Genomic DNA, 20,876 nt, shown 5'->3' with positions numbered 1-20,876 from the left:
GTTGAGCGGCCGTCTCCTTTCCGGGAGGCGGCCGCTTCTGTTTTGTGCGGTGGGTCAGTTGCCTTGTACGAGGGGGATGAGGCCGGGGTGTTGGTGGGGGATTTTTGGGGTGTTCTGGGGGGTGAGGCCGAAGGTGGTGAAGGCGGTGCGTTGTGGGAGGGGGTAGGCGTTGGTGTCGGTGAGGTTGTTGAGGATGGTGGCGCTGCGCCAGGCGGCGAGTCCGAGGTCGGGGGCGCCGACTCCGTGGGTGTGGCGTTCGGCGTTCTGTACGTAGACGTTGCCGGTGACGGTGGGGTCGAGTTCGAGGCGGAAGTGGTCGTCGATGCGGGGGCGTCCCCCGGTGTCGCGGCGGATGTGGGGGGCGAGGCCGGTGAGGATGCGGTCGAGGGGGCGTTCGCGGTAGCCGGTGGCGAGGACGACTGCGTCGGTGGTGAGGCGGGTTCGGGTGCCTTGTTGGGTGTGTTCGAGGTGGAGTTCGACGCGGGTGTTGGCGAGGCGGCCTGCGGTGCGTACGTGGACGCCGGGGGTGAGGGTGGTGTCGGGCCAGCCGCCGTGGAGGGTGCGGCGGTAGAGCTCGTCGTGGATGGCGGCGATGGTGTCGGCGTCGATGCCTTTGTGGAGTTGCCATTGGTGGGGGACGAGTTCGTCGCGTACGTGTTCGGGGAGTGCGTGGAAGTAGCGGCTGTAGTCGGGGGTGAAGTGTTCGAGGCCGAGTTTGGAGTACTCCATGGGGGCGAAGGCGTGGGTGCGGGCGAGCCAGTGGAGTTTTTCGTGTCCGGCGGGGCGTGCGCGGAGAAGGTCGAGGAAGATTTCGGCGCCTGACTGGCCGGAGCCGATGACGGTGATGTGTTCGGCTTCGAGGAGTTGTCGGCGGTGGTGGAGGTAGTCGGCGGAGTGGATGACGGGGACGGTTTCGGCGTCGGCGAGGGGTTTGAGGGGGTCGGGGATGAAGGGTTCGGTGCCGATGCCGAGGGCGATGTGGCGGGTGTAGGCGCGGCCGAGGGCTTCGGCTTCGCCGTGGGTGTCGAGTTGGGTGAAGTCGACTTCGAAGAGTTGGCGTTCGGGGTTCCAGCGGACGGCGTCGACCTGGTGGCTGAAGTGGAGTCCGGGGAGTTGGTCGGTGACCCAGCGGCAGTAGGCGTCGTATTCGGCTCGTTGGATGTGGAAGCGCTCGGCGAAGTAGAAGGGGAAGAGGCGGTCGCGGCTGCGTAGGTAGTTGAGGAAGGTCCAGGGGCTTGCGGGGTCGGCGAGGGTGACGAGGTCGGCGAGGAAGGGGACTTGGAGGCTGGCGCCGTCGATGAGGAGGCCGGGGTGCCAGTGGAAGGCGGGGCGTTGTTCGTAGAAGGTCGCGGCGAGGGGGTGGGGGTTGCCGGGGATGCCATGGGCGAGGGCGGCGAGGGAGAGGTTGAAGGGGCCGATGCCGATGCCGACGAGGTCGTGTGGCTGGTCGGGGTTGGGGTTGGGTCGGTCGGTCATCGGGGTGTGTTGCCTTTCTTGAGGTCGTGGGTGAGGTGGGTGACGTGGTCGAGGAGGGTTTGGAGGTCGTTGGGGGTGGTGTGGGGGTTGAGGAGGGTGGCTTTGAGCCAGAGGCCGTTGTGGGTGTGGGCGCGGCCGAGGACGGCTTGGCCGTTGGTGAGGAGGGTGCGGCGGATGGTGGCGACGGTGTGGTCGTCGGTGTTGGTGGGGCGGAAGAGGACGGTGGTGATGGTGGGGCGGTCGTAGAGGTCGAGGGTGGGGGTGTGGGTGATGAGGTCGGCGAGGTGGTGGGCGGTGTTGATGGTGCGGTCGATGAGGTCGGCGAGTCCGCTGCGGCCGAGGGCTTGGAGGGTGACGGCGATTTTGAGGGCGTCGGGTCGGCGGGTGGTGCGTAGGGAGCGGCCGAGGAGGTCGGGGAGGCCGGCTTCGGTGTCGTCGTCGGCGTTGAGGTAGGGCGCTTGGTGGTGGAGGGCTTGGAGGTGGTGGTGGTCGGGGACGGCGAGGATGCCTGCGGGGGCGGGTTGCCAGCCGAGTTTGTGGAGGTCGAGGGTGACGCTGTGGGCGCGGTGGAGGCCGTGGAGTTTGGTGCGGTGGGTGGGGCTGAAGAGGAGGGGGCCGCCGTAGGCGGCGTCGATGTGGAGTTCGGCGCCGTGGGTGGTGCAGAGGTCGGCGATGTCGTTCAGGGGGTCGATCCGGCCGGTGTCGGTGGTGCCTGCGGTGGCGGTGACGAGGAGGCGTTGGTGGTGGTGTCGGGTGAGGGTTTCTTCGAGTGCGGTGAGGTCCATGACCCCGGTGGGGGCGGGGATGGTGAGGGGTTCGGGAAGGCCGAGGAGCCAGGTGGCGCGGTTGATGCTGTGGTGGGCGTTGGTGGCGCAGATGGTTTGTACGGGGCCGTGGCGTTCGCGGGCGAGGAGGAGGGCGAGTTGGTTGGCTTCGGTGCCGCCGGTGGTGATGAGGGCGTCGGGGTGGGGGTGGTGGGGGTAGATCTCGTGGGCGAGTGCGGTGGTGGTGTCGGCTTCGAGGGTTGAGGCGGCGGGTGCTTGGTCCCAGGAGTCCATGGAGGGGTTGAGGGCGGAGGCGGCGAGGTCGGCCGCGGTGGCGAGGGCGAGGGGTGGGGTGTGGAGGTGGGCTGCGCAGTGGGGGTGTGCGGGGTCTGCGGAGCCTTGGGCGAGTGCGGTGATGAGGGTGCGTAGGGCGTGGTGGGGGCCGGTGCCGTGGTCGGGGATGACGGGGTGGGTGGCGGCGCGTATGCGGGGGGTGATGGTTGGGGGTCCGCCGGCGGGGATGGGGCCGTTTCGTTGGTGGGCTCCGTCGTGGAGTGCGGTGAGGACGGTGTCGAGGAGGGGGCGGAGGGCGTCGGGTCCGGTGGTGGATCCGGCGAGGGGTGGGGTGGGCATGGGTGGTGGGGCCTTTCGGGTGCGCGCATGGGTGGACATGCCAGCTTGTCCGGGTTTCTGGTGGCGCGGCCGGTGAGCCTGGTGATCTGAACCCGAAAGGGGGACGGGCGGTGGGGGGTGGGGGGGTTGTCGGGGGTGCCGGTGGTATGGGTGTGCCCGGCGTCTCCCCTTGTGGTGGGGGTGGCGCCGGGCACGGGTGCTGCGGTGTGTGGGTGTCGCGGTGTGGTGGGTCAGAGGGCGTTGCGTACGGCGAGGGCTCGGCGCAGGTCGTCGATCTGGTCGGTGAGTTTGCGGTGGAGGGCGGGGATGAGGGTGGGGTCGTTCAGGGCTTGTTCGCCGTGGTGGAGGTTGTCGGTGTCGATGGCGTAGTGGGGGAAGGCGTAGTGGCCTGCGGCTTCGGCGATGGCGGGGCCGCGGCGGGCGGCGAGTGCGGTGGCTTCGGGGTAGTAGCGCGGGACGTAGCTGTGGACGAGGTCGGCCTGTTCGGGTTGCCAGAAGCCTTGGGCGGTGGCGCTGAAGAGGTAGTTGGAGAGGGTGTCGTCGTTGAACAGGCTGTGCCAGGCGGTGGCTTTGGCTTCGGGGGTGGGGAGGGCGGCGCGGCAGCGGGCGGCGCCTTCCTGGCCGGTGGCGCTGGGGTCGTGTTCGAGTTCGGTGGCGATGGTGGTTTCGTCGGTGGCGCCGAGGACGGCGAGTCGGGTGAGGATGCGCCAGCGGAGTTCGGGGTCGAGTTCGGGGCCGCCGGGGACGCTGCCGTTGGTGAGCCAGTCCTGGATGGTGTCGGGTTGGGTGGTGGCGTCGATGAGGTGGCGTACGGCGGTGAGGCGAAGGCCGGGGTTGGTGCCGTCCTCGGTGCGGCGGATGAGGTCGCGGCAGAGGTCGGTGAGGGTGGCGTGGGCGGCGGGGCGGTTGTCGGGGGTGGTGTAGCGGCGGGTGATCTGGGTGTCGGCGAAGGTGAGGACGCCTTGGACGAGGGCGAGGTCGGTTTCGTGCGGGAGGTGGGTGCGGGCTGTGCGGAGGTAGGTGGTGGGGTGGAGTTCGCCGTCGCGGACCATGTCGCGGGCGGTGTTCCAGATGACGGCTCGGGTGAGGGCGTCGGGGATGCCGGAGAGGGTGTGGAGGGCGGTGTTCCATGATTCGGGGTCGAGGCGGACCTTGGCGTAGGTGAGGTCGTGGTCGTTGGGGACGACGAGGGCGGGACGGCGCCCGGTGTGGATCTTGGCGGTGTTGTTGTGGGGGACGTCGAGTTCGAACCGGTCGCGCAGGGTGAGGCGGTCGGGTCCCGGCTGGGTGTCGAGGGCGTGGTCGTAGGCGCCGACGGCGATGCGGTGGGGGCGGTGGCCGTGCTGGTCGATGGTGACGGACCAGGCGCCGTCGGATTCGTCGACGTGGGGGGTGAGGGTGTCCACGCCGGTGGTGCGGAGCCATTGTTCGGCCCAGGCGTGGACGTTGCGGTCGGTGGCGGAGGCGAGGTTGTCGATGAAGTCGGCGAGGGTGGCGTTGGCGAATTTATGTCGGGCGAAGTGGGTGTTGATGCCGGTGAGGAAGTCTTTTTCGCCGAGCCAGGTGACGAGTTGGCGCAGGGCGGATGCGCCCTTGGCGTAGGAGATGCCGTCGAAGTTGAGCATGGCGGATGCGGTGTCGGGGACGGCAGCGGGGTCGGGGGCGACGGGGTGGGTGGAGGGGCGTTGGTCGGCGTCGTATCCCCAGCCCTTGCGGGCTACGCCGAAGTCGACCCAGGTGTCGGTGAAGCGGGTAGCTTCGGTGAGGGTCTGGTAGCCCATGTATTCGGCGAAGGACTCGTTGAGCCAGATGTCGTCCCACCAGGCGAGGGTGACGAGGTCGCCGAACCACATGTGGGCCATTTCGTGGGCGATGACCATGGCGCGGGTCTGGCGTTCGGTGTCGGTGACGGCTGAGCGGTAGATGAATTCGTCGCGGAAGGTGACGAGCCCGGGGTTCTCCATGGCGCCGGCGTTGAATTCGGGGACGAAGGCCTGGTCGTAGGAGTCGAAGGGGTAGGGCTCGTCGAATTTCTCGTGGTAGCGGTCGAAGCAGGCGCGGGTGATGTCGAGGATTTCGTCGGCGTCGGCGTCGAGGTGGGGGGCGAGGGAGCGGCGGCAGTGGATGCCGAAGGGCAGTCCGGCGTGCTCGGTGGTGACGGAGTGCCAGGGGCCTGCGGCGACGGCGACGAGGTAGGTGGAGATCAGGGGTGTGGGGGCGATGGTCCACTGGCCGTTGCCGGTGTGTTCGGAGATGCCGTTGCCGAGGACGGTCCAGCCTTCGGGGGCGGTGACGGTGAGGCCGAAGACGGATTTGAGGTCGGGCTGGTCGAATGCGGCGAAGACGCGTTGGACGTCTTCCATGAAGAGCTGGGTGTAGAGGTACGTTTCGCCGTCGGTGGGGTCGGTGAAGCGGTGCATGCCTTCACCGGTGCGGGAGTAGCGCATGGCGGCGTCGATGCGCAGTTCGTGCGGACCGGCGGTGAGTGCGGTGAGGGGGTACCGGTTCTCGGTGAGGTCGGCGGGGTCGAGGGGGTGTCCGTCGAGGCTGAGGGAGCGCAGGGTGGCGGGCTTGAGTTCGACGAAGGTGTCCCCGGCCGCGAGTGCGGTGAACTGGATGACGGTGCGGGAGTCGAAGGTGTCCTCACCCGTGGTCAGATCGAGGTCGATCGTGTACCGGTGTACGTCGAGGAACTGGGCTCGGGTCTGCGCTTCGTTGCGCGTCAGTACGGACATGGATCCATGCTGCCGCATGGCGTACGGGGCCCGCAGTGGGGTTCTCGCAGGGCTGAGTGCGCGGTGGGCGGGGTGCGGTGCAGGTGGGTGGCTGCGCGGCTGCGGGTGGCCTTTGAGGGCTAAGATTCTTACCCATTGTGTTCCTGCACGGAGGGTGCCCGGGATGGCGAAGAAGACGGCTTCCGCGACGCGGCAGGATGCGGTGGCGTCGATCGTCGAGGACTGGCGGCGGGAGCGGCCGGATCTGGATACGGCTCCGCTGGAGGTGTTCGGCCGGCTGCATCGGGCGTTCCTGCGGTACAGCGCGGCGATTTCGCGGCCGGTGGAGCGCAAGGGCCTGTCGATGGCGGGGTTCGATGTGCTGACCGCGTTGCGCAGGGCGGGTGCGCCGTTCCGTCGTACGGCGGGTGAGCTGGCGGATTCCGGGCTGATCAGTTCGGCCGGGGTGACGTTGCGGATCGACCGGCTGGAGAAGGACGGGCTGATTCTGCGGGAGCGGGATCCGCAGGACCGTCGGGTGGTGCATTCGCGGTTGACGGACGAGGGTCTGTCGACGATCGACGAGCTGTTCTCGGAGCATTTGGAGAACGAGCGGCGGATGCTGGCGGGGCTCACTCCTGCGGAGTGCCGGCAGTTGGCGCGGTTGTTGGAGAAGTTGGAGCGGTCCGTGCTGGCGGCGGAGGAGGGGGCGGGCGAGGAGAGGTAGGGCGGGGGGGCATCCGTGGCCCGCTTTGTCATCGATCGCCGGATGGGACCGATTTGCCGGACGGTTCGGAATTGCCCGGACCGGCCCGTGCGTGAACCTCGATCGCCGGACGGGCTCGGTAATCAGGCCCGTCCGGCGATCGAGGACATCTTTGTGTTCGAGGCGGCTCAGCCGGTGGTGTTCGCCTGGGCCTGGGCCTCTGCTTCCGTGCGGTACATGCGGCGGACGCGGACGACACCCAGGTCGTGCTGGTACAGGTTCTCCGCCTGGTCGGCGTCGCTGCGGAGCTCTTCGAGCATGATCCGGTCCTGTTCGAGGACGTCCCAGTGGCGGTCCTCCAGCACGGTCTTGTAGAGGAAGCGCCAGGTGTCGCGCTGCCAGTCCGTGACGCGGCGGTAGCGCCAGAAGAAGACGGCGCAGCGGTCCTCGTCGATGGGGGTGGCCATGCCGACGATGCCGAACGGGCCGCCGGGGCCGGCGGTGGGCGGGTACGGGATGGTCAGGTCGACCCAGTCGATGCCGGTGCGGCAGAGCTCGACCCAGTCGAAGTTCACGCCGCTCTGGTCGGTCTTCTCGAAGAAGAAGCCGCGTTCGGTCTCGCGGATCCGGAAGCGCGCGGTGGTCTGCCCTTCGGACATGCTGTGCGAGTCGCGGTGCAGGAACGATCCGTGCATGGGGTCGAGGAGGTTCTCGACGGCGTAGCGCCAGTTGACGTTCCACTCCGCGTAGCAGAGGAAGGCCGAGACGTCGGGGTCGGTGAGCTGTTCCGGCAGGACGAGGGGGGCCGGTTCGGGGTGTTCGTTGTCGCCGAAGTAGGCGAGGATCGCGCCGCCGGCCTCGATGACGTGGGGTGCGGCGACGAGCTGTTTGCCTTCGAGGTTGCAGCCGGGCAGGCCGGGTACGGCGGCGACGGTGCCGGTGCCGTCGACCTGGACGCCGTGGTACCAGCAGGCGATCCGGTCGCCGAGGTGTTTGCCGAGCGAGAGGCGGGCGCCGCGGTGGGGACAGCGGTCCTCCAGCATGTGGAGGGTGCCGTCGGCGCGGCGGAAGAGGAGCCATTCCTCGCCGAGGAGGGTGAGGCGCTTCATGCCGCCGGCGGGGACGGAGTCGGAGGGGCAGACGGCGTACCACTGGTTGCGTATGCCGGTGGTGAAGAGGCGGTCGGCGGTGCGGTTGCCGGGGCGGGCGACTTCGGAGGGCCGGGTGGTCTCGCCCGTGTGTGTTGCGGTGTCGGTGGTCATGGTCGTTTCACGCTCCCAGTCGTCGCATCTCGGTGCGGAAGGTGTCCTCGGTCCACGGGTTGCCGTCGGGGGCGGGCAGGTCGCGGGCGTTGAGTCCGGCGACGAGGCCGGGCAGGTCGTGGGCGCCGCTGCCGAAGACGTCCTCGATCACCGCGGCGAGTTTCTTCTCGTACGGCGTGGGGTCGGCGGTGCGTGCCTGGTGGGGGTTGAGGTACTGCGGGGTGGTCATGTCGGCTCCCTTCGGGGGTGGTTCAGAGGTCGAGGACGAGGCGCGGGGTGCAGGCGCGGGAGACGCAGAGCATCATCGAGGCGCCGGCGGCCTTCTCACTGTCGGAGAGCAGGAAGTCCCTGTGGTCGGGGGTGCCTTCGAGGACTTTGGTCTCGCAGGTGCCGCAGATGCCGTCGCGGCAGGAGGAGGGTACGGAGATTCCGGCCCCTTCCAGTGCGTCCAGGACCGAGGTGTCGGGGCCGACCTGGACGGTGGTTCCGGTGCGGGAGCAGACGACGTCGAAGCCGGTGTCCTCGCCGTCGCGGGGGGCTGCCGTCGGGGCGGCGAAGCGTTCCGTGCGGGCGGTGGGGCAACGTTCCTCGACGGCGGCGAGGAGGGGTTCCGGTCCGCAGCAGTAGACCTGGGTGTCTGCGGGGAGGTCGCCGAGGAGGGCGTCGAGGTCGAGGTGGCCCTGCTCGTCCTGGGGGACGAACTCGACTGATCCGCCGGGGAGTTCGGTGAGTGCGGTGAGTTCGGCACCGAAGGCCATGGAGGTGCGGGTGCGGCCGCCGTGGACGAGGCGCCACGGGATGGCGCGGCGGGCCGCTTCGCGGGCCATGGCGAGGATCGGGGTGATGCCGATGCCGCCTGCGATGAAGAGGAAGCTTCCGGCGTTGTTGTCGGCGTCGAGTTCGAAGTGGTTGCGCGGGCCTTGGACGCGGAGGGTCTGGCCGGGCCGCAGCTGGGTGTGGATGTGGGCGGAGCCGCCGCGGGATGCGGGTTCCTTGAGGATGCCGATGCGCCAGTGGGTGGGGTCGGCGGGGTCGGAGCACAGGGAGTACTGGCGGATGTGGCCGCCGGTGTGTACGTCGATGTGGGCGCCGGGGGTCCAGGCGGGGAGGGGGGTGCCGTCCGGGTGGGTGAGTTCGATGCCGAGGACGCCGTCGGCTTCCCAGGTCATGCGGTGGACGAGCAGGTCGAGCTGGGGTTCTTGTCCGGTGGTGGTCATCGCGGGTCGCCTCCTTGTCCGGTGGCGGTCGAGGGGAGCTTGACGGGCGGGGTGAACGGCGTGTTCATCGGACCGAGTGCGGCGAGGTCGATCTCGACGAGGGTGGGGCCGTCGGAGGCGGTGGCTTCCTTGATGACGGGGCCTGCGTCGGCTTCGGTGGCGATCCGGGCGTACGGGAGTCCGACGGCGGCGGCGAGCGCGGCGAAGTCGGGGGTGGTGAGGTCGACTCCGGAACGGCGGGGGAAGTGGGTGTCCTGCATGTTGCGCAGGACGCCGTAGCCTCCGTCGTTGAAGACGAGGAGGGTGAGGCGGGGCCTCTCCTGGGCGAGGGTGAGGAGTTCGCCGAGGTGGACGGCGAGGCCGCCGTCGCCTGCGATGACGACGGTGGGGGTGTCGGGGCGGCCGAGTGCGGCGCCGATGCCCATGGCGAGGCCTTGTCCGATGCCTCCGCCGCGGGGGAAGACGTTGGTCGCCGGGTCGGTGATTTCCAGCAGCCGGTTTCCCCAGGTGGAGGAGGGGATGGTGACGTCGCGGGCGATGACGGATGCGGGCGGGCAGGCGTCGCGGATCGCGTCGTTGACTGCGGCCTGCGGGCCGATCGCGTGGCGCTGTGCGCTGCGGGCGTCGTTCCGGGCCTTGCGTACGCGGGCCGGCCAGTCCGTCTCCGTACCGCTGCTGCTGATGCGTTCCAGGAGGGCTGTGAGGACGGCGGCCGCGTCGCCGCGCAGGGCGCAGGTGGCCGGGTAGACGCGACCGGGGGCGGCCGGGTCGAAGTCCAGCTGGATGTGTGCCGAAGGCAGTTCGAGGCTGTAGTCGGCGGTCTCGTTGGAGCGGAAGTGGGTGCCGATGGAGAGCAGCACGTCGGCTTCGGCGAGGAGGGCGCGTCCGGCGGGGGCGGTGGCGTAGTTGCCGAGGACGCGTTCGTCGGATTCGGGGACGGAGCCGCGGCCGGAGTTGGAGGTGACGAGTCCGGCGTTCAGCGCGTCGAGGAGTGCGGCGAGTTCGGGGCGGGCGCTGTTGGCTCCGCCGCCGGCCCAGACGAGGGGGCGGTGTGCGGCGGCGAGGAGGGCCGCGGCCTCGTCGAGGAGTGCCGGGTCGGGCAGGGCCGGGGGTGAACTGACGGGTACGGGGGTGCCGGTCAGCTGCTGGGGGGCGAACTGCAGGTCGATGGGCCATTCGACGCTGACGGGGCCGTGCGGGGCGGTGAGGGCGCGGGCGGCGGCGTCGCGGAGGATGTCGCCCGCGTCGGCGGCGTCGGTCACGGTGACGGCGTGGGTGGAGACCGCGCGGAGCATGCCGAGCTGGTCCTTGGTCTCGTGGATGAAGCCGCGTCCGGAGCCGAGGTATTCGCTGTCGATCTGGCCGGTGATGTGGAGGACGGGGGTGCCGGAGCTGAGGGACTCGATGAGGGAGCCGGCTGCGTTGCCCGCTCCGGTGCCGGTGCTGGTGAGGGCGCAGCCGAGGCGTCCGGTGGCGCGGGCGTAGCCGTCGGCCGCGTTGACTGCGGCGGCTTCGTGGCGCACGGGGACGAAGCGCAGGTCGCGGTCCACGGCTTCGACGAGCGGCAGGTTGTGCACGCTGACGATGCCGAACACCGTGTCGACGCCGAGTCCGCGCAGCGTCTCGACGAGCAGGTCGCCGCCGTTGGGTTGGGTCATGTCGTTGCGCTCCTGAGGTACGTGAACGGGGGTGGGGGGTGTTATGCGATGGATCGGTTGACGCCGCCGCAGACGTCGACGGTGGTGCCGGTGATGTACGAGGCCCTGGGTGAGAGGAGGGTGGTGATGGCGTACGCGACTTCGTCGGCGTTGCCGAGGCGGCCGAGTGCGATGCCTCGGTCGGCGGCGAGTTCGGCCTGCCAGGCGGCGTAGTCGAGGGGGCTGCCGGATGCTGCGTAGCGGCGTTCCCACTGTCCGGTGTCGACGAGGCCGAGGCAGACGGAGTTGACGCGGATGCCGTCGGGGGCGAGTTCCTTCGACAGGGAGGTCGAGAGGTTGAGGATGCCGGCGCGGGCGGCGCTGGTGGTCATGAGCCGGGTCTCGGGCTGTTTGGCGAGTACGGCGTTGATGTTGACGACGGAGGCGTTGCCGCACTTGCGCAGGTGGGGCAGGGCGGCGTGGAGGGGGTTGAGGACGCCGAAGAATTTGAGTTCGAGTTCGTCGCGCCAGTCGTCGGCGGTGGTCTCGGCGAAGGGTTTCATCCGGGAGGCGCCGGCGTTGTTGACGAGTCCGTCGAGGCCGCCGAAGCGGTCGGCGGCCTCTTCGGTGAATGCTTTGACTGCCGCTTCGTCGCGTACGTCGCAGGGGGCGTGGTGGAGCCTGTCCGGTCCGGCGAGTCCGTCGAGGGCGGCGGTGAGGGCGTCGGCGCGGCGGCCGCAGGTGGCGACGCGGGCGCCTTCGGCGAGCAGCATGCGGACCGTGGCGAGGCCGACGCCGGAGCTGCCGCCGGTGACGAGGATGCTGCGGTCGGCGAGGCCGAGGTCCATCTCGTACTCCTTGGTGTGAGGGGGTGTCCTGGGGCGGCTGCCGCACCGGGGCCCCGTGGCGGGTGGTCCGGTGCGGCGGTGTGCCCGTGGGGTCAGTGCATGGTGAAGCCGCCGTTGACGGCGAAGGTCTGGCCGGTGATGTAGCCGGACTCGTCGCCGACGAGGAAGGCGATCAGGCCGACCAGGTCCGCCGGTTGCTGGGGCCGGGAGATCGCCCGGTTCAGCCGGTACAGCTCGTGCCGTTCGGCGGGGATGTCGACGGAGGACTCCCCCTCGGTCAGTCCGGGGGCGACCGCGTTGACGGTGATGCCGAGGTCTCCGGTCTCGCGGGCCATGGCCCGGGTCAGGGAGATCACGGCGCCCTTGGAGGCGATGTAGTGGGCGAGGCGGGGCGACCCGTACAGCGCGGCGTCCGAGGCGAGGTTGACGATCCGGCCGCCGCCGCCCGCCGTCATGAGTGGGAGGAGGGCGCGGGCGACGAGCCAGGGGCCGCGGGCGTTGACCGTCATGATGCGGTCCCACGCCTGCACGTCGATCTCGTGGAACGGTCTTCCGCCGACCGCGTTGGCCAGACCGGCGTTGTTGACCAGGCCGTGGAGCCTGGTGCCGTCGCCGGCGAGGGTGGCGGCGAGGGCGTCGACGGAGTCCGGGTCGGCGACGTCGAGCGAGTGGAAGTCCGCGGTGATGCCGTCGGCGCGCAGGTCGTCGGCGGCCTGCTTGCCGGTCCGTTCGTCGAGTTCGGCGATGACGACGCGGTAGCCGTCGCGGCCGATCCGGCGGGCCGCGGCCAGTCCGAGGCCGCGGCCGGCGCCGGTGACGACGACCGTACGAGAGCCGTCCGCTGTACGGGAGGTGTCGTCGGCGGCCATCAGTCGCGGGTGATGCCGTGCATCGGGGAGTGCTCGGGGTACGTCGGGACCTGCGGCTTCTGGGTGCCGATGATGACGCAGAAGAGGGCGTCGGTGTCGCCTTCGTTCTTCAGCGAGCGGGCCACTCCGGCGGGCACGACGATCATGTCGCGGTAGCCGAGGGTGCGGTACTCGACCTCGTCGGCACCGCGGTGGATGCCGACCCTGACCTGGCCCTCGAGGACGAAGAAGGCTTCCTCGACGTCGTGGTGGGTGTGCTCGGGGCCCTCGGCGCCGGGCGGCAGCAGCATGTTGGAGAAGGTGAAGCCGCCGGACGGGATGATGCGGTTGTCGTTCTCGTGGTTGCCGGTGGCGCCGGAGCCGACGTAGCGGATCTGGGCGCGCTTGTACTGGTCGCCGGCCTTCGCCTGGAAGGAGAGGGTGTTCCAGTCGGGCTCACGGGAGTCCTTGGTGGCGATGAGCGAGTCGGTGTACTTCGCGAGGTCGCCGTCGGTCTCGTAGGGGGTGTTGTCGATGGGCACGGGTTGCTCCTCGGTTCGTTGGTGCGGGTGGGGGCGGGCCGTCGTCACGCGGGGGTGCGGGCGACGACGTGGAGGTGGGCGCGGACCCAGGCGTTGAAGGCCTCGGGCCGTTCCTGGTTCGAGAGGTGTCCGGCGCCGGAGAGGGTCACGTACACGGACTTGGTGAGGCCGCCCGCGATGGCTTGGGACTCCTCGGTTCCGGTGACGGTGTCCTGTTCGCCGCAGAGGACGAGGGCCGGTGCGGTGATGGTGGGCAGGTCGTCCCTGAGGTCGGCCTCGGCCATCGCGTCGGCGGCGTAGCCGTATCCGGGGGTACGGATGGAGGCGGCCATGGTCGCCACGACGCGTTCGACGAGTTCGGCGGGGGCGTCGGCGGAGACGAGGCGCGGGCCGCGGGCCGCGGCGAAGGCGTCCGGCCCTTCGGCGGCGAGCTGCGCCGCGCGGGCGCGCATGGCGGCTGCCTTGTCCGGGTTGGTGCCGGAGCCGCGGCTGGAGTCGGCGACGATCAGGGACTCGACGAGGCCGGGGTGGCGGGCGGCAAGGCGCAGGGCGATGACGCCGCCCCAGGAGACGCCGAGGACATGGGCTCGGCCGCCGCGGTCACGGATCAGCGCGGCCGCGGTGTCGGCGTAGCCGTCGAGGCCGGGGGCCCGGCCGGGGTCGGCGGAGGCCGCATACCCGGGGGCGTCCCAGGCGACGACCCGTACCTGGTCGGAGAGTCCGGCGAGTTGCGGGGCGAAGGCGGCGGAGGAGGAGCCGATGCCGTGCAGGCAGAGCAGCAGCGGTGCGTCGGGGTTCCCGGCCTCCTGGGTGTGGACGGCCTCGGTGGTGAGGGTGGCGGTCACAGGATCTGTCCTGCCCGGCCGACGACGGCTGCGAGGCTGCGCAGTACGGCGTGCGGCACGACCTGGCTGGTGGCGGGGTTCGTGGCGTCGGGCCGGTGGGCGACCTCGAAGCGGTAGGTGCCGTGCGGGCCGTCCGCCTCGATGACGTGCCGGGTGAGGGTGGCGGCCGGGTCGGCGACGACGACGACCTCGACGAGGTCGGGGTCGCCGGTCGCGAGTGCCACGGATGCGGCGACGTTGGTGGACTTGGGGAACTTCACCGGGACGTCGCGGGCGGTGCCGCGCATCACTTCCACCGGTTCGGTGGTGGTCCGCAGCCGTTCGGTGAGCTCGGCGTCCATCCACGGCTGGTGGAGGGTGGCGGGCAGTTTGGTGGTGGTCAGGCGTACGGAGGTGAGGGCGCCCAGCCCCGTGACGGCCTGCAGGAGGTCGAGTCCGCCGACGGCGCCGCCGGTGAAGTAGACGCGTCCGGGGCCGGCTGCGCGCAGCCGGTCGACGAGTTCGGGGTCGACGAGTGCTCCGGTGGAGGCGATCAGCAGGTCGGCGCCGCTGTCGAGGACTCGCTCGGCCCACTCCCGTACGACGCCCTGGCCTGCGGCTTCGACGATGAGGTCGCAGACGGTGAGGGCGTCCTCGAAGGACAGTTGGGGTGCGGGGGCGTCGACGAGGGGCCGGTTGTCGACGATGCAGGTCAGTTCGGCGCCGGGGATGTGGCCCTCGGCGAGGGCGGTGCCGACGACGCGGCCGATGGCGCCCCAGCCGACGAGTCCGATGCGTCGCGCGGGTCGCGTGGGGCGTGCGACGGGGGTGGGGCGGGTGGTGGTGGCGGTCATGCGGACACCTCGTCGGTGGCGGGGGCCAGTGGCCCGGGGTCGGGTTCGCCCGCCATGTGGCAGCGGATCTTCTGGGACGGCGGACCTGCGGTCCCCCACAGGTCGGAGAGGTCGGGGGTGCGCCGCCAGACCTTGGCGATCCAGGCGTCCTCGATGATCTGGGCGACCTCGGAGGTGTATTCGCAGACGAGTCCGGCGGGGTCGGTGAAGTACGAGAAGGTGTTGTTGCCGGGTCCGTGCCGGCCGGGCCCCCACTGGGGGTTGATCCCGTGGTGGCGGAGTCGGCCGAGGCCGCGCATGAAGTGGTCCACCGATGTCATCTCGTACGCGACATGGTTCAGCGACGCCCATGCGGCCTGGTTGAAGGCGATGCAGTGGTGGTCGGCGTTGCAGCGCAGGAAGGCCATCTGGTGCTCGGACCAGTCGGAGACGCGCAGCCCCAGGACCGAGGTGTAGAAGGCCACGGCGGCGTCGATGTCGGTGGTGTTCAGGACGGTGTGGGTGACACCGACGGGGACGGCGGCGTCCCGGCCGCGCGGGGTGACGGCGTGCGTCTGGGCGCTGAGTTCGATGAGCCGGCCCTCGGGGTCGGTGAAGCGGAGTCCGTATCCGCCGCCGACCTGGTCGAGGGGGCCGGGTCCGGCGACGGGGACGATGCCCCTGGCGAGGAGGCGGCGGGCGGCCTCGTCGATCTCGGCGGGGGTGGCCACGGCGAAGGTGATGCGGCCGAGACCGTTGCGTTCGCCGCGGGTGAGGGCGAGGACGTGGTGTTCTTCGCCGGTGCCGCGCAGCCAGGCGGCGTCGCGGTCCTGCTCGACGGGTTCCAGACCCCACACCTCGGTGTAGAAGTCGGTGGACTCGGTGAAGGCGGGGGTGTGCAGCTCGACGGAGCGCAGGGCGCGCAGCCGGGCGATGGGTTCGAGCGGGACGGCGGTGGGGCGGGCGTGGAGGTTCTCGTACGCCCCGCGGTTCTCGTGAGTCATGTGGTTCTCCGGCTCCTCGTCTGTCGGCATCAGTTGGCGGCCCAGGGCAGCGGCGTGGTGCCGGTGCCCCAGTAGAGGGACTTCTGCCGCTGGTAGCCGCGGATCAGGTCGCGGCCCTTCTCGGTGCCGATGCCGCTGTCCTTCAGCCCGCCGAACGGGGTGGAGATGCTGAACTGCTTGTACGTGTTGATCCAGACCGTTCCGGCGTCGATACGGCGGGCGACCCGCCAGGCCTTGGCGTGGTCCCGGGTCCACAGTCCGCAGGCGAGGCCGTACACGCTGTCGTTCGCCTGGGCGACGAGGTCGTCCTCGTCGTCGAAGGGCAGGGCGATGAGTACGGGTCCGAAGATCTCTTCCTGACAGACCCTGGCGGCGTTGGGGAGGCCGTCGAGGACGGTGGGGAGGTAGTAGGCGCCGTCTCGGTAGGTGTCGCCTTCGGGGGCCGCTCCCCCGCACCGGACCGTGGCTCCTTCTTCGCGGGCCAGGTCGACGTAGGCGGCGACGCTGTCACGGTGCTTGTGGTGGACGAGCGGGGCGACCTGGGTGTCCGGGTCGGTGCCGGGTCCGACGCGCAGCTTCTCGGTGCGGGCGACGAGTTCACCGACGAATTCCTCGTACCGCGAACGGGCGACGAAGAGCCGCGATCCGGCGATGCAGCTCTGGCCGCTGGAGGAGAAGACGCCGTACATGACGCCTGCGAGGGCCTGCTCGAGGTCGGCGTCGTCGAAGACGATCGTCGGCGACTTGCCGCCGAGCTCCAGTGATACGGGGATCAGCTTGTCGGCGGCGGCGTGCGCGAGAGTGCGGCCGGTGTTCGTGCCACCGGTGAAGGTGATCTTCCCGACGGCCGGGTGGCGGACGATCGCGTCGCCGATGACGCTGCCGCGGCCGGGCAGCACGGAGAGCAGTGCGGCGGGCAGTGCGGCCTCGGTCAGTGCCTGGTGGACGAGGCGGCCGAGGGCGAGGGCGACGAGCGGGGTCCACTCCGCGGGCTTGAGGAGGACCGCGTTGCCCGCGGCGAGTGCGGGGGCGAGCTTCTGGGCGTCGCTGGCGATGGGCGAGTTCCACGGGGTGATCGCGCCGACGACGCCGATGGGCTCGTGGACGCTCATCGTGACGTACGGGCCGCGGGACGGGGTGATCGCGTCCTCGGCGGTCTCCAGCGCGGCGGCGGTGTAGCGGAAGGTGCCCGCGGCGCTCAGGACGAGGGCACGGGTCTCGGTACGGCACTTGCCGGTGTCGGCGGTCTGCAGGGCGGAGAGCCGGTCGGCGTCGCGCTCGACGAGGTCGGCGATGCGGTGCAGCAGCCGGGCCCGCAGATGGGCGGGCAGCTCACGCCAGGCGGGGTCGTGGGCCGCGTGGACGGCGGCGGTCACGGCGTCCTCGACGTCGTCGAGGGATGCGGCGTGCACGGTGGCGATGACCTGGCCGGTGGCGGGGTCGACGGTCCTGATGGGGGCACCGCGGCCCTGACGCCACTGCCCTGCGACCAACACTTCGTCGGCAAGCATCAGTTGGCCTCCTGCAGTCGATACGGTTACCTCAGAGCTAAAAATCTAAGCGCTTAAGTAATTCACCGCAAGACCCCTTCGTAAAAACTCTTTTGCCCTGGAGGTCTTGACGACCTCCACCCCCGGACCGATAAAACTTAAGCCCTAAGAAGCTAGGCACCTTAGAGAGCAGCCGACGGCGGTGGTGGGCGGTCTCACAAGCTCACGAGCCCCGCACCGCCACCCCGTCCCCGTACGCTCAGCTCGCTCCCGTACACCCCTGCTCTCCCGCACACCTGGCTCCCCAACCGCTCCGTCCCCACCCGGAGCAGGAGGAACCCTCGATGACCCGGCCCACCGCCGCCACCCGCGAAGCCGTCACCGCCCGTGACGCCATAGCCGCCCGCTTCGAGCGGCTGCCGGCCTCCCGCTGGCACGTCACCGTCCGTCTCGTCGTCGGCGTCGTCACCTTCTTCGAGGCCTTCGACCAACTGCTGATCGCGTACGCACTGCCCGAGCTCCGGCAGGAGTGGCACCTGACCGACGGCGATGCCACGTCGGTGCTCACCGTCGGCTCGGTCGGCATGCTCATCGGCGCGCTGCTGTCGGGCCGGCTGGCCGACAGGTTCGGCCGGGTCCGGGTGATCGCGTACTGCGTGGCGGCCTCGGGGCTGGCCGGCCTCGCCCTCGTCGCCTGCACGTCGCTCACCCCCTTCCTTGCGCTGCGCTTCGTACAGGGGCTCGCGATCGGCGGCGAGGTACCGGTGGCCGCCGCGTTCATCAGCGAGATCACCCGGAGCTTCAAGCGGGGCCGCTTCGTCCTGCTGTACGAACTCGTCTTCCCCGCCGGGCTGACCGTCGGCGCCCTGGCCGCCGCGTGGCTGGTGCCGGCGGCCGGCTGGCGCGTGATGTTCGCGGTCGCGGCCGTCCCCGGACTGCTCGCGTTCCTCGTCCAGCGCACGGTTCCCGAATCGCCGCGCTGGCTGGCGGACCGGGGGCGGACGGCGGAGGCCGAGGCGGTCATGGACGAGATCGAGGCGAAGGTGTCGGCCGCCACGGGTGAACCGCTGCCGCCGCCGGTCCGGTACTCCCCCGGAGCCCCGGCGCATCCCGGGTCCCCGACGGCGAAGGCGGCCACCGATGCGGAGCGCACCGCCACCGGGCTGCGTTCCCTGTTCACCGGCCGCTACCGCCGCCGCACCCTGGTGGTGGGCGCGATCTGGTTCACCGGCTACTTCGTCAACTACGGCGTGACGTCCTGGCTGCCCAGCATCTACAAGGACGGGTACGGCCTCACGCTCTCCGACGCCCTGCTCTACTCCACGGTCACCTCGGTCGCCGGACTGCTCGGCTGCCTGCTGGTGGCGCTCACCGTGGACATCCTCGGCCGCCGTAAGATCTTTGCGATCTTCCTGGGGGGCTCCGCCGCGCTTCTGCTGACCCTGGCCGCACTCGGCGCCCACACCCCCGCCCAGGTTCTGGTCTGGACCTCACTGTCGGCCGTCGGCTTCTTCGGCTCCAACATCTGCCTGTACCTGTACACGCCGGAGCTGTACCCGACCCGGATGCGCGCCCTCGGCTGCAGTGTCGGCGGCGCGGTCAATCGCCTCGGCGTGATCCTGGGCCCGATCCTGGTCGGCGCGGTCTACAGCGCCGGGAACAACGTCGCCGCGGTCTTCGTGATGCTCGGTGCGGTGGCGCTGGCCGGTGCGGTGGTGGCAGGCGCCCTCGCCGAGGAGACGGCCAACCGGCCGCTGGAGGAGATCTCCCCCTGACCGCCCCGCGCACCGTGCTCGCGATGTCGTCGGCTGCCCGCCCGGTGCTGTGCGATCCGGCGCCCGGACCGCGGTGCCGACGCGCGATGACCTCCCCGCGGACGGGAGTCCGCGCGGGAGGTCATCGCCCTGCCGCGGAGATCTCCTCGGGACGCCGGTACTGAAGCAGGACGACCCCGTTGCCGAAGCTCCGGGTCCCGGTGAGTCGTAGATCGCTCTTCGCGTCCGTCGGCCGGAACAGCGGCTTGCCCCGGCCGATGAGGACCGGATGGACGTAGACGCGGTACTCGTCGATCAGATCGTGCTCCCTGAAGGCCGCGGCGAGATCGGCGCCACCGAGGGACAGGTCCCCGCCCGGCTGCGCCTTGAGCGCCATGATCTCCTCGGGGACGACGTCCCGCACCACGGTGGTGTTCCAGTCGGCCCGCTCCAGGGTCCTGGAGAACACCAGCTTGGGCATGTCGCGCCAGATGCCGGCGAACTCCGCCATCGGCCCGGCGTTCGAGGGGTCGGCGTCGGCCGTCGGCCAGAACCCGGCCATCAGCTCATGGGTGACACGACCACTCAGAAAGCCGCCCATCGCTGCGAGTTCGTCGTTGAAATGGCTGTGCAGCTCGTCGTCGACCAGGTGCCAGCCGATGTCGCGGTCCGGCCCCTCGATGAAGCCGTCGAGGGACACCGACATCATCAGGATGACTTTTCTCATCACGGTCCTCGCCAACGCCATCGTGGTTCGGGGGTCCAACGGCTCGGGCCGGAGGTGCGCCGACCGGGCCCTGCCGAGCAGGCGGTCGGCTGCCGGGCGCCTCGACGGGAAGGTCCCGCTCGGCAGCCGCGGCGGCCCGTTCCTTGTCGTACGCGACGAACGCCGTCGGCACAAGTCCCCGACGGGCACTCCCAAGCTACCCACCGGGACGACGACAACGCGGAATGCCACCCGGTCGGTACGGGCCGGCGGGGAGCGGACGGACGCGAGGGATCACCCCTCAGCGGCTGCGTCGCCGGCCGGAGGGTCGCCGGCGATCCGCTCATGGTGCCTGATCACTTCGGCGATGATGAAGTTGAGGAGCTTCTCCGCGAAGGCCGGGTCCAGTTTCGCGTTCTCCGCGAGGCGGCGCAGGCGGGCGATCTGTTCGGCTTCGCGGTCGGGGTCGGCCGGGGGCAGCTTGTGGTTCGCCTTGAGATGGCCGACCTGCTGGGTGCACTTGAAGCGCTCGGCGAGCATGTGGACAACAGCAGCGTCGATGTTGTCGATGCTTTCGCGGAGCCGGTTCAGTTCCGCGCGTACGGACTCGTCGGTGTCGCTGGTGGTCATGGTCGACGAGCTTAGACGGCCGGGTCCGGGGCCCTGCTGCGGGACAACCCTCAGGGGCTGATCATCGGTGGGTGGTCCGGGTCGGGGATCGTGTCGCTCCAGCCGCCCGGTACGGCGCGGCCCTGCTGTTCGCGGAAGCGGACCGGGGCGGTGCCGACGCGGCGGGCGAACAGGCGGGAGAAGTAGGCGGGGTCGTCGTAGCCGACGCGGCGGGCGACCGCGGCGACGGGCAGTTCGGTTGCGGCAAGGAGTTCCTTGGCGCGGCCGAGACGGATGCCCAGGAGGTAGTCCTTGGGGCTGCAGCCGGCGCCGCGTCGTACCGCGGTGCGCAGTTCGGCGGGCGTCATGTTGTGTCGGGCGGCGTGGTCGGCGACCGAGAGCGGCTGGAACGCGTCGCGGGCGAGGGCCTGCAGGACCGGGTCGCCGTCGGGGCTGACATCGGCGCGGGCCCGGCGCAGGGCGACCAGGAGTTCATGGACGGCGGCGCCGGTCTCGACCTCCAGCAGCGGGTTGCCGCGTCGGGCCGCGCGGACGATCCGGCTCACGGCGGCGCGCGGGCCCGCCGTGTCGGCGAGGGGGACGAGCGGGCGGTCCGGTTCGATGTAGCCGAGTTCGGTGTACGTGGCGGTGGCGGGGCCGGTGAAGTCGACGAAACTCTCGTCCCAGCCGGTGCCCGGGTCGGCGCCGTAGTGGTGCGGGGTACCGGGGGTCAGCCAGATCAGGCCGGGGGCGGTGATGGGCAGCCGGCGGCCGTCGGGGCCGGCGAACCAGCCACTGCCCGAGTGGATCACGACGGCCACATGGTGGTCCAGGGTGCGGGGGCCGACCGTGGGCAGCATGCCGTGCTGCAGGCCGACGCCCAGGCAGACGAGGCCCAGCCGGTGGTGGAGCGGGCTGGGCGTGAAGAAGCGCATCCAGGTGTGGTACGTCGACATCGGCTTTCCTTCCTCCGCTCCGCCGGGGTCGGTTCGGTGATCTGCGCATTGTG

The 20,876-nt window shown here is 70.7% G+C and carries 19 protein-coding genes; 2 read left to right on the top strand and 17 right to left on the bottom strand.

Annotated elements, in window-relative coordinates; translation table 11 throughout:
• Nucleotides 1-54 precede the first annotated feature (54 nt).
• The 3 genes from ACWCP8_RS14520 to pepN form a co-directional block, all read right to left on the bottom strand.
• Nucleotides 55-1,476: a lysine N(6)-hydroxylase/L-ornithine N(5)-oxygenase family protein gene (locus ACWCP8_RS14520; protein ID WP_352264430.1), complete on the bottom strand. Its 1,422-nt coding sequence runs from the start codon at nt 1,474-1,476 to the stop codon at nt 55-57.
• Nucleotides 1,473-2,873: a pyridoxal phosphate-dependent decarboxylase family protein gene (locus ACWCP8_RS14515; RefSeq protein WP_355993367.1), complete on the bottom strand. Its 1,401-nt coding sequence runs from the start codon at nt 2,871-2,873 to the stop codon at nt 1,473-1,475. Before ACWCP8_RS14515 ends, ACWCP8_RS14520 begins: the two co-directional genes overlap by 4 nt.
• Before the next feature lie 230 nt (nt 2,874-3,103).
• Nucleotides 3,104-5,608 carry an aminopeptidase N gene (pepN, locus tag ACWCP8_RS14510; protein WP_451116185.1) on the bottom strand — a complete coding sequence of 835 codons (2,505 nt, stop codon included), beginning with the start codon at nt 5,606-5,608 and terminating at the stop codon, nt 3,104-3,106.
• 163 nt (nt 5,609-5,771) lie between these two features.
• On the opposite strand from pepN, the gene ACWCP8_RS14505 reads away from it, so the two are divergent.
• On the top strand, nt 5,772-6,314 hold the full coding sequence (locus ACWCP8_RS14505; protein WP_352264426.1) for a MarR family winged helix-turn-helix transcriptional regulator: 543 nt from the start codon (nt 5,772-5,774) through the stop codon (nt 6,312-6,314).
• Nucleotides 6,315-6,481: 167 nt separating this feature from the next.
• Here ACWCP8_RS14505 and ACWCP8_RS14500 read toward each other — a convergent pair whose 3' ends face one another.
• The 11 genes from ACWCP8_RS14500 to ACWCP8_RS14450 all read right to left on the bottom strand — a co-directional run bounded on the left by ACWCP8_RS14500 (nt 6,482) and on the right by ACWCP8_RS14450 (nt 16,819).
• Nucleotides 6,482-7,555, bottom strand: a complete 1,074-nt coding sequence (locus ACWCP8_RS14500) for an aromatic ring-hydroxylating dioxygenase subunit alpha (RefSeq protein WP_352264424.1) — start codon at nt 7,553-7,555, stop codon at nt 6,482-6,484.
• A 7-nt stretch (nt 7,556-7,562) separates the two neighbouring features.
• Complete coding sequence (locus tag ACWCP8_RS14495) at nt 7,563-7,784, bottom strand: recombinase-like helix-turn-helix domain-containing protein (protein WP_030972714.1); 222 nt, start codon at nt 7,782-7,784, stop codon at nt 7,563-7,565.
• Nucleotides 7,785-7,806: 22 nt separating this feature from the next.
• Nucleotides 7,807-8,772, bottom strand: coding sequence for a PDR/VanB family oxidoreductase (locus ACWCP8_RS14490; protein ID WP_352264422.1), 966 nt, complete (start codon nt 8,770-8,772; stop codon nt 7,807-7,809).
• Nucleotides 8,769-10,430, bottom strand: a complete 1,662-nt coding sequence (locus tag ACWCP8_RS14485) for a thiamine pyrophosphate-binding protein (RefSeq protein WP_451116182.1) — start codon at nt 10,428-10,430, stop codon at nt 8,769-8,771. Before ACWCP8_RS14485 ends, ACWCP8_RS14490 begins: the two co-directional genes overlap by 4 nt.
• A gap of 41 nt (nt 10,431-10,471) precedes the next feature.
• Complete coding sequence (locus tag ACWCP8_RS14480) at nt 10,472-11,257, bottom strand: SDR family oxidoreductase (protein WP_451116180.1); 786 nt, start codon at nt 11,255-11,257, stop codon at nt 10,472-10,474.
• A 92-nt stretch (nt 11,258-11,349) separates the two neighbouring features.
• The gene (locus tag ACWCP8_RS14475; RefSeq protein WP_352264418.1) at nt 11,350-12,126 is read right to left on the bottom strand and encodes an SDR family oxidoreductase; all 777 of its coding nucleotides are present in this window, start codon (nt 12,124-12,126) and stop codon (nt 11,350-11,352) included.
• Entirely contained in the window at nt 12,126-12,647 is a 522-nt protein-coding gene (locus ACWCP8_RS14470; RefSeq protein ID WP_376258901.1) for a cupin domain-containing protein, read from the bottom strand. The genes ACWCP8_RS14475 and ACWCP8_RS14470 overlap by 1 nt, the downstream gene beginning before the upstream one ends.
• A 44-nt stretch (nt 12,648-12,691) precedes the next feature.
• Nucleotides 12,692-13,492, bottom strand: coding sequence for an alpha/beta fold hydrolase (locus ACWCP8_RS14465; protein WP_352264416.1), 801 nt, complete (start codon nt 13,490-13,492; stop codon nt 12,692-12,694).
• The gene (locus ACWCP8_RS14460; RefSeq protein ID WP_352264414.1) at nt 13,489-14,325 is read right to left on the bottom strand and encodes an aspartate dehydrogenase domain-containing protein; all 837 of its coding nucleotides are present in this window, start codon (nt 14,323-14,325) and stop codon (nt 13,489-13,491) included. Before ACWCP8_RS14460 ends, ACWCP8_RS14465 begins: the two co-directional genes overlap by 4 nt.
• Nucleotides 14,322-15,308, bottom strand: coding sequence for a VOC family protein (locus ACWCP8_RS14455; RefSeq protein WP_451116177.1), 987 nt, complete (start codon nt 15,306-15,308; stop codon nt 14,322-14,324). The genes ACWCP8_RS14460 and ACWCP8_RS14455 overlap by 4 nt, the downstream gene beginning before the upstream one ends.
• A gap of 29 nt (nt 15,309-15,337) precedes the next feature.
• Nucleotides 15,338-16,819, bottom strand: a complete 1,482-nt coding sequence (locus tag ACWCP8_RS14450; RefSeq protein WP_451116175.1) for an aldehyde dehydrogenase — start codon at nt 16,817-16,819, stop codon at nt 15,338-15,340.
• A 323-nt stretch (nt 16,820-17,142) separates the two neighbouring features.
• Here ACWCP8_RS14450 and ACWCP8_RS14445 point away from each other — a divergent pair, with 323 nt between their 5' ends.
• Nucleotides 17,143-18,573: an MFS transporter gene (locus tag ACWCP8_RS14445; protein ID WP_352264412.1), complete on the top strand. Its 1,431-nt coding sequence runs from the start codon at nt 17,143-17,145 to the stop codon at nt 18,571-18,573.
• A 121-nt stretch (nt 18,574-18,694) separates the two neighbouring features.
• Here ACWCP8_RS14445 and ACWCP8_RS14440 read toward each other — a convergent pair whose 3' ends face one another.
• From ACWCP8_RS14440 to ACWCP8_RS14430, 3 genes are all read right to left on the bottom strand, one after another.
• The gene (locus ACWCP8_RS14440) at nt 18,695-19,279 is read right to left on the bottom strand and encodes a dihydrofolate reductase family protein (RefSeq protein WP_451116173.1); all 585 of its coding nucleotides are present in this window, start codon (nt 19,277-19,279) and stop codon (nt 18,695-18,697) included.
• Nucleotides 19,280-19,552: 273 nt separating this feature from the next.
• A complete protein-coding gene (locus tag ACWCP8_RS14435; RefSeq protein ID WP_352264408.1) occupies nt 19,553-19,888 on the bottom strand; it encodes a chorismate mutase in 336 nt (111 codons plus the stop codon).
• Nucleotides 19,889-19,938: 50 nt separating this feature from the next.
• The gene (locus tag ACWCP8_RS14430) at nt 19,939-20,823 is read right to left on the bottom strand and encodes a helix-turn-helix domain-containing protein (RefSeq protein WP_451116171.1); all 885 of its coding nucleotides are present in this window, start codon (nt 20,821-20,823) and stop codon (nt 19,939-19,941) included.
• Nucleotides 20,824-20,876 lie beyond the last annotated feature (53 nt).

The sequence above is a fragment of the Streptomyces sp. NPDC002206 genome, from assembly GCF_053593595.1.
Note: the sequence above shows the minus strand (reverse complement) of the source record. Positions and strands in the feature narration are given on the sequence as shown.